This window comes from Streptomyces himastatinicus ATCC 53653 (assembly GCF_000158915.1).
Taxonomy (GTDB): domain Bacteria; phylum Actinomycetota; class Actinomycetes; order Streptomycetales; family Streptomycetaceae; genus Streptomyces; species Streptomyces himastatinicus.
Genome location: NZ_GG657754.1, coordinates 8,316,778 through 8,324,649 on the forward strand (window position 1 = coordinate 8,316,778; position 7,872 = coordinate 8,324,649).

General features: G+C 72.5%; 6 protein-coding genes and 1 pseudogene. 3 read left to right on the plus strand and 4 right to left on the minus strand.

Going from position 1 to position 7,872, the window contains the following annotated elements:
• Positions 1-45: 45 nt before the first annotated feature.
• Complete coding sequence (locus SSOG_RS35540; protein ID WP_039939446.1) at positions 46-1,560, minus strand: DUF4331 domain-containing protein; 1,515 nt, start codon at positions 1,558-1,560, stop codon at positions 46-48.
• Between the two features lie 251 nt (positions 1,561-1,811).
• Here SSOG_RS35540 and SSOG_RS35545 point away from each other — a divergent pair, with 251 nt between their 5' ends.
• On the plus strand, positions 1,812-2,075 hold the full coding sequence (locus tag SSOG_RS35545; protein ID WP_009719101.1) for a hypothetical protein: 264 nt from the start codon (positions 1,812-1,814) through the stop codon (positions 2,073-2,075).
• Positions 2,076-2,256: 181 nt separating this feature from the next.
• Here SSOG_RS35545 and SSOG_RS35550 read toward each other — a convergent pair whose 3' ends face one another.
• The 3 genes and pseudogenes from SSOG_RS35550 to hmgA form a co-directional block, all read right to left on the minus strand.
• Complete coding sequence (locus SSOG_RS35550; RefSeq protein ID WP_050800053.1) at positions 2,257-3,423, minus strand: type ISP restriction/modification enzyme; 1,167 nt, start codon at positions 3,421-3,423, stop codon at positions 2,257-2,259.
• Positions 3,424-3,663: 240 nt separating this feature from the next.
• A pseudogene (locus tag SSOG_RS35555) lies at positions 3,664-4,414 on the minus strand (GntR family transcriptional regulator).
• A 40-nt stretch (positions 4,415-4,454) separates the two neighbouring features.
• Complete coding sequence (gene hmgA / locus SSOG_RS35560; RefSeq protein WP_009719104.1) at positions 4,455-5,792, minus strand: homogentisate 1,2-dioxygenase; 1,338 nt, start codon at positions 5,790-5,792, stop codon at positions 4,455-4,457.
• A gap of 65 nt (positions 5,793-5,857) precedes the next feature.
• Here hmgA and SSOG_RS35565 point away from each other — a divergent pair, with 65 nt between their 5' ends.
• Entirely contained in the window at positions 5,858-6,502 is a 645-nt protein-coding gene (locus SSOG_RS35565) for a TetR/AcrR family transcriptional regulator (protein ID WP_050800054.1), read from the plus strand.
• Positions 6,503-6,600: 98 nt separating this feature from the next.
• On the plus strand, positions 6,601-7,872 hold a 1,272-nt coding region (locus SSOG_RS35570), incomplete at its 3' end, for a molybdopterin-dependent oxidoreductase (RefSeq protein ID WP_009719106.1).

Consider the following 7,872-nt stretch of genomic DNA (forward strand, 5'->3'; position numbering starts at 1 on the left):
GAGCGTGCGAGGGCGGGACCGCGCCCGCGGGGTGGTGCGAGAGGGTCAGTGCCTGCGTGCGCGGGCGGGACGGCGCGACTTGCGCAACCAGAGGAGCCCGAGGCCCACCAGCAGGACGGCGCCGCCGCCACCCGCCGCGGACCCGGCGAGCAGCATGGTGTCCTCCGAGGAGCCGCCGATGCCCGAGCCGCCTTCCAGCAGGGACGAACCGGCGCTCTTGGAGACGGCCTTGGCGTCCGAACCGGAGCTGGGCAGCGCGAGGAACGGGAAGGCGCCGTAGAACTCCTGGTCGTTCTTGTCGACCGCGTCGCCCAGATCGTTCTTCTTGCCGAGGAGCTCGCCCTCGACGGCCTGGAGCGAGATGTCGAGGACGTCGTCGAGCGGCCGCCGTCCGTTGGGGAACCCGGCGTTGTCACCGTCGAGCACACCGAGCCGCTTGGGGTCCTTGGAGGGCTTGATGGAGGTGTTGAGGCGCAGCATCTCGGAGGGGCGGACGTGCGGCGGCTGGTTGAGCTTGGGCACGCCGGTCAGGAAGACCTGCACGAGGTCGTCACGCGGGGTGTCCGGGGCCTCGATCTTGTAGATCTGCTCGATCAGCTTGGGCAGTTCCGGTTCCGTGACGGACTTCAGGAACTGGCCGTCGTCCCACGGGGCCGAGGCGTTGAACTTGTCCTTGTCCTTACGCGGCAGGACGACCTCGTTGACCAGCGGGTTGCCGAGCCGGGAGACCTGGGCCCAGTCGCCGTCCGCGCTCCTGCGGTGGACGGTGGACCACACGCCGATCACCGGCTGGTCGTCGGACTCGGTCAGCGCCTTGGTCGGGACCTGGAGGGCCAGGGACTGGACGTTGTACCCCTTGAGGGTGTCGTTGCCGACCTCCGACATGTCGCCGCCGTAGAGCAGGTCGAAGACCCGCAGATCGGCGAAGAACGGGTCGTCGGCCTGACCGGCGAAGCTGGTCGAGCCGCCGCTGTAGCCGATCTTCTGGACCGCCTGGTCGCGGAGCTTCTTGTAGTCGGGCATCGACGCCTTGCCGACGTTCGACGGGGCGACCGGCAGATCGTCGGCGAGCTTGGCCCGGGCGACGGCCCGCTGGTTCTTGAGCTTGATCACCTCGAGGTCGTAGCTCTGGGTGAAGTTGAGGTCCGGGTCGTCGAGCGATTCGACCGGGCCGGTGTTGTAGAGGAACGTGTCCCCGTTCTTCACATGGTCCTCGAACGTCCAGCGGAAGAGCAGATCGCCCTGGCCGTCGCCGTCGTTGTCGACGTGCAGGTCGTACCGGGCGTCCGTGCCGAACTTGTAGAAGTTCGGGCCGCCGGCCGGGTCCTGGAACGGCAGGAAGTTCGTGACCAAGGTGGTCGTGTCCGACTTGTCGGGGCTCTGGAACGCGTACACGTCCGTCGCGTCGTACTGCGGCTGCCCCGAGATCAGTGGCGCCTCCCGGTGGCTGGAGGCTGCCGCCGTCTGTGGCTGTAGCGCCGCGACGCCGGCGGCCGTGAGCGCGCCCGCGGCCAGCGAGCAGCAGACGAGCCCGGCCAAGCTCCTGGTGATTGCGGTCATCGTGTCGGTCCTTCGCACCTTGCCGGATGTTCCTTCATGCGGCTATTCGGGGCGGAGGGCCGAATGGCTTGGCGCGTTCCGTAATTTGTCACGAATGGCAAAGCGGCTCTCACCGGGGCCGATCTTCACTGTATGGGCGTCAACACCCTTGACGTGGTGGTGAATCAGGAACCTGGGATGCGCAGGTGACGGCTCGGGGAGGTAGGGTTACTCTGCCCGGGGCGGGTGCCCTCGAACGGGTGGGGAGTGACATGGAGCAGATAACAGTACGGAGCAGGCCCCGAGTGCCTGCCATTCATTGCGGGAGCGGAGCGTCCAGCGCACGGCTCGACCGCCATCTCGCGGTGCTGGGCGGCCCGGCCGTCCCCCAGCGGGAGGCCGAGGGCGCGACGGTGCTGATGCAGGAGCTGATCGCACGCGATCACGCACGCGCGAAGAACAACCGGGGTGCCCGGGTGTCGCTGTTCGCGCCGCTGCGCCGGTTGCGGCGCTCGCTGTTCGGCAACCACGCCTGACCCACCGCGTCCGACCGCCCCGCCAGGCGCGGCACACCCGCGCACGACTGCATCCGCATCCCGGGTAGGCAGGAGGCACCGGCCCGCTCCAGCCGGTGCTCAGCGCCGTGACTTCACGCTGTGAGCCACGGCACACCACCGGCCTCCCGGGATGCGTGCCGTCCGGCCGTGCCACGGCGGGTCACAGCAGCGCGAACTGGCCCTCCGGTCCCTCCTCCTGGTGATCCAGCACCGACGCCGGGCGGCGGGCCCCGGCGGCCACCGGCAGCACCCCCGCGGCGCGCAGCTCCTCCGGGCCCACCACCGGCCCTCCGGCCACCCGGTCGGCCAGCGCCTCCCGGGCCGGGCGCAGCTCGGCCAGCAGCGCCAGCACGGTGATCAGCTCCAGCAGCTCCGACGTCCAGGCCCGCGGCCACCCGGCCGGAGCGCCGACCGCCTCCAGCGTGCCCGCCTCGGCATGCGCCGTACGCCGCTCGAACCACGCCTCCAGCACCCGCACCCCGCCCGCATGGCACTCCCACGCGGCCCGCGGTACGGGAGAGATGCGGCCCGTGCCCAGATGCAGGGCCGCCTCGTCCGGGTCGTAACCGATCGTGTCCGGCAGCCCGCGCTCGGGCAGTGCGGCCCGTACGTACGGGCGCTGGCCGCCCGGCATGCGCGGGCGCTCACCACTGTGCCCCCCGCGCGTATGCAGCCACAGCGCACGGCGTCCCAGCTCCACGCCCGTCTCCCAGGTCTCGGGGTCGGCGGTCAGCGGTACGGCGCACGGCGCGCCCCGGTGCGCGGCGGCGGCCCAGGCGAGGAAGTCCTCGGCGGCGACCGGAAGGCCGAGCCGCTCACCGAGGTGGGCGAGCAGCCCCGGCGCGAGATTGGGTTCGCGGCCGCCGGGGCGGCGGTAGAGGGGGCGGATCAGCCCGGGGCGCCCGGCGGGGGAGTGGCCGTCCGGCAGCAGCGCCGAGAAGGTGAGCGCCGGATCGGGGTCGGGCCCGCCCGCCTCCACCACATGGATCTGCCGGTCGTCCGCGACCCGCCACAGCTCGGGGCGGGCGGCGTCGAGCAAGCGGTGATCCGGTATCAGCCACTGCTGGTCGAACGGCCCGTGTGCGACCCGCACCGGCTCCGGACACGGCCCGTCCTCGCGGGCCAGCCGGGCGGTCGAGGTGGCCTGGCCGGGCAGCTGCGGTACGGAGGTGTGCAGCGTACGGGCGCGGCTCGGCCGGAACAGCGCCGCCCGCTCCGCCTCGTCCCCGGCGCCCACCAGCCGCGCCCAGCGGGCCCGCAGCGCCCCCGCGTCCGGCCCCGCGACCCAGCCCCGCCCGAACCGTGGCGGCCGCACGGACCAGGGCATGAGATCCGCCAGCAGCGATGCGTCTCGGGTTGCCGTCACCCTGCCGCCTTTCACCCGGCACGTACGTCGGTCAGCCCGGGCATCGTAGCTGTGTCTTCGGGGCTCGGTTCGCCTCCGGGGCGCCTAAGACGGTGTCGACGGTCGACCGTGCTCGGTCGCTCGTTCCTCGCTCCCTGCGCGCGCTCTCCCTTTCGACACCGTCGCGCCCCTTCAGCTCACTCGCCGCGGCGGACGCCAAGGTCAGTCGGCGTCCACCGTCACCGAGAACGAGAAGCGGTCGCCGCGGTAGTGGATGCGGGCCACGTCGACCACGCGGCCCGCCTCGTCGTACGTCACCCCCGTGTAGTGGAGGATCGGGCTGAGCAGCGGGATCTGGAGGAGGCGGGCGGTCTCCGGATCGGCCAGGCGCGCCTCCACAGTGTCGGTGATGCGGCTGATCCGCACCCCCACCGCGTCCCGCAGCACCTTTCGTCATCGGCCAGCGCGCCAGGTCCGCGAGGTCGATGCGGGCGGCGAGTTCGGGGCGGACCAGGTTCTCGGCCCAGTTGGTGGGCTCGTCGCCGTGCTCGTCCCGGCGCAGCCTGCGGTAGGAGGCGGCCTCCTCCAGACCGGGGAAGTACCCGGCCAGCTCCGCCGGGACCGGCGCCGGGCCGTGCTCCAGGACCGTGGTCCGCTCGCCGGACTGCTGGGCCACGATCGCGTCCACCGAGCCCAGCAGTCGCACCGGGGTGCCGCGCCGGGCGCTCGGCTCGATGAAGGTGCCGCGCCGCCGGTGGCGGCTGATCAGGCCCTCCGTCTCCAGCTCCTTCAGCGCCTGCCGCATGGTGAGGACGCTGACGCCGTAGTGCTCGGCGAGCCGGTCCTCGGTCGGCAGCCGCAGCGGCTCGTCGGGCCCGCGGCCGAGTATGGAGGCGCGCAGCGACTGCGAGACCTGGTACCAGAGCGGGAGCTTGCGGTTGAGGGCGAGGGAGTCGGGGGCGAAGGTGGTCACAACGCGGCTCTCCGGTCACGGTCGCTGACGGCCTTGAGGCTCACTCGCGGAAGTGGCGCTCCAGACCCTGCCACACCGCGTCGTAGCCCCTCTGGAGCCGGTCGGACTCCATCGCCTGCCGGGTGGCCGTGACCGGCCAGCGCGTCTCGAACATGAACGCCAGCCCGTCGTCCAGCTTCCGGGGCGTCAGCTCGGCCGCGCTCGCCGCCTCGAAGGTGTCGTGGTCGGGGCCGTGCGCCGACATCATGTTGTGCAGCGAGCCGCCGCCGGGGACGAAGCCGCCAGGACCGGCCGTCTTGGCGTCGTACGCGCCCTCGATCAGGCCCATGTACTCGCTCATCACATTGCGGTGGAAGTACGGCGGCCGGAAGGTGTCCTCGCCGACCAGCCAGCGCGGCGCGAACACCACGAAGTCGACTCCCGCGAGCCCGGGGGTGTCGGACGGCGAGGTGAGCACCGTGAAGATGGACGGGTCGGGGTGGTCGTAGCTGATGGTGCCCATGACGTTGAAACGGCGCAGATCGTATACGTACGGCACGTGGTTGCCGTGCCAGGCGACGACGTCGAGGGGGGAGTGGTCGTACGTCGCGGCCCATAGGTTGCCGCAGAACTTGTTGACCACCTCCACCGGGCGCTCCACGTCCTCGTACGCCGCGACGGGGGCCAGGAAGTCGCGGGCGTTGGCCAGCCCGTTGGCGCCGATGGGGCCGAGGTCGGGGAGGACGAAGGGGCGGCCGTAGTTCTCGCACACGTAGCCGCGGACCACGGGGTCGAGCGGTTCGACCCGGAAGCGCACCCCGCGCGGGATGAGCGCGACATGGCCCGGCTCGGCGCGCAGCAGCCCCAGCTCGGTGTGGAGCAGCAGCCCGCCGCGCTCGGGGACGATCAGCAGCTCGCCGTCCGCGTCGCTGAAGACCCGGTCGGTCATGGGCGCGTCGGCGACGTAGAGGTGGATGGCCATGCCGGTGCGCTGGGTGGCGTCCCCGTTGCCGCCGAGCGTCCACAGCCCGGACAGCCAGTCGGTGGGCCCGGCGGGCTCCGGCAGCGGGTCCCAGCGCAGCCGGTTGGGGTCCGGGGCGGAGTCGGCGAAGGGGGCGCCGCTCAGGGTGCCGTTGTCGATGCGGAGATACGGCGGGTGCGCGGCCGAGGGGCGGATGCGGTACAGCCAGGAGCGGCGGTTGTGGGCGCGCGGCTCGGTGAAGGCGGTGCCGCTCAGCTGCTCCGCGTACAGCCCGAGGGGGGCGCGCTGGGGCGCGTTGCGGCCGACGGGCAGTGCGCCGGGGACCGCCTCGCTGCTGTGCTCGTTGCCGAACCCGGAGGCGTACACCAGCCCTTCGGCGGTCTTGCGCGCTCGCTCGATCCCCGTGCCCTCGCCCATGGCGTGCTCCCGACGCTCCGACGAATCCTCTGTCCGACGATAGGAATCGAAGAGGGCTTACGTCAATGATCGGGCAGGATGGTGGCGTGCCCATACCGCCTCTCCGCCGCCCACCGGTCCAGCGCCGCAGCGCCGAGCGCCTCGGCCGGATCCTCGACGCCTGCGCCGAGCTGCTCGACGAGATGAGCTACGAGGAGCTGAGCACCCGCGCGGTCGCCGAGCGCGCCCAGGTGCCCATCGGCTCCGTCTACCGCTTCTTCTCCAACAAACGGGCCATGGCCGAGGCCCTGGCCCACCGCAACCTCGACGAGTACGCCGCGCGCATCACCCGGCGGCTGGCCGGGGCCGGGGCGGACGGAAGCGACTGGCGTGCCGCGATGGACGTCGTGGTGGACGAATACCTGGAGATGAAGCGCGGCGCGCCGGGCTTCGCGCTCGTCGAGTTCGGCATGCCGGTCCCGGCGACCGGACTGCCCGACCAGCCCAACCATCTGGTGGCCGACCGCCTGCGCGCCCTGCTCGCCGAACCGCTGGGCATCGACGGCACCGCCGAGGCCGACGAGCGTCTTCGGGTCGCGTTCCTGCTCGCGGTCGAGACGGCTGACGCGCTGCTGCGGCTGGCCTTCCGGGTGGACCCGGAGGGCGACCCGGCGGTCGTGGCCGAGACGAAGGAGCTGCTGCGGGCCTATCTGGCGCGCGTGCTGGATTAGCGGCGTCCGGTTAAGGGTCCGCGCGAGCGGTACCCCGACGGCATACCGGCCGGTATGGTGAGGCGCCGTCGCAGCCGTACCGTCCCCGGGAGGGACCGATGAGCCGTACCGCACTGCGTATCTGCCCGCTCTGCGAGGCCACCTGTGGGCTCACCCTGACCATCGAGGACGGCACGGTCACCCGGGCGCGCGGCGATGCCGAGGACGTCTTCAGCCGGGGGTTCATCTGTCCCAAGGGTGCCTCGTTCGGGGAGCTGGACGGCGACCCCGACCGGCTGCGGGCGCCCCTGGTACGACGGGACGGGCAGCTCCGGGAGGCATCGTGGGAGGAGGCGTTCGCCGCCGTCGCGGAGGGGTTCGGGGAGGTCCTGCGGGACCACGGGCCGCAGGCCACGGGCGTCGTCCTCGGCAACCCCACGGTCCACACCGTGGCCGGGGCGCTCTTCGTGCCGGTGCTGCTCGGCGCCCTGCGCACCCGCAACGTCTTCACCGCGAGCACCCTCGACCAGATGCCCAAGCACGTCTCCAGCGGGCTGATGTTCGGGGACGCCTTCGCCATCCCGGTGCCCGATCTGGACCGTACGGACCACCTCCTGATGATCGGCGCCAACCCGCTGGACTCCAACGGCAGCCTCTGCACCGCCCCCGACTTCCCCGGCCGGCTGCGCGCCCTGCGGCGGCGCGGCGGCAAGCTGGTGGTGATCGATCCGCGGCGCACCCGCACCGCCAAGCTGGCCGACCGTCATGTGGCGATCCGGCCCGGCACGGACGCGCTGCTGCTGTTCGCAATGGTGTCGGTGCTGTTCGACGAGGGGCTGGTGGCCCCCGGGGCGCTCGGCGCACACCTCAGCGGCATCGACGAGATCAAGGGCCTGGCCGCGGGCTTCACCCCGGAGGCCGTGGCCGACGCCTGTGACGTACCAGCGGAGGAGATCCGTACCCTCGCCCGCGAGTTCGCCGCCGCGCCCCGGGCCGTGGCGTACGGGCGTGTCGGCTCCAGCACGGTCGAGTTCGGCACGCTCACCAACTGGCTGGTCGACGTCCTGGGCGCCCTCACCGGGAACCTCGACCGGCCCGGCGGCATGATGTTCCCGCTCTCCGCGACCGGCGGGTGGAAGCGCCCGGCGGCGCCCGGGAAGGGGTTCGCGCTCGGCCGCTGGCACAGCAGGGTCAGCGGCCACCCCGAGGCGAAGGGTGAGCTGCCCGCCGTCGCGCTCGCCGAGGAGATCGAGACGCCGGGCGAGGGGCGGATACGGGCGGTGCTGGCGATCGCGGGGAACCCCGTGCTGTCCGCGCCCGACGGCGACCGGCTCGACCGGGCCCTGGCCGGGCTCGACTTCATGGTCAGCGTCGACCCGTACCTCAACGAG

What these genes read in the sequence shown, in the direction of transcription:
- SSOG_RS35540 (WP_039939446.1), bottom strand. Translation starts at nt 1,560, where the DNA reads ATGACCGCAATCACCAGGAGCTTGGCCGGGCTCGTCTGCTGCTCGCTG.
- SSOG_RS35545 (WP_009719101.1), top strand. Translation starts at nt 1,812, where the DNA reads ATGGAGCAGATAACAGTACGGAGCAGGCCCCGAGTGCCTGCCATTCAT.
- SSOG_RS35550 (WP_050800053.1), bottom strand. Translation starts at nt 3,423, where the DNA reads ATGCCCTGGTCCGTGCGGCCGCCACGGTTCGGGCGGGGCTGGGTCGCG.
- hmgA (WP_009719104.1), bottom strand. Translation starts at nt 5,792, where the DNA reads ATGGGCGAGGGCACGGGGATCGAGCGAGCGCGCAAGACCGCCGAAGGG.
- SSOG_RS35565 (WP_050800054.1), top strand. Translation starts at nt 5,858, where the DNA reads ATGATCGGGCAGGATGGTGGCGTGCCCATACCGCCTCTCCGCCGCCCA.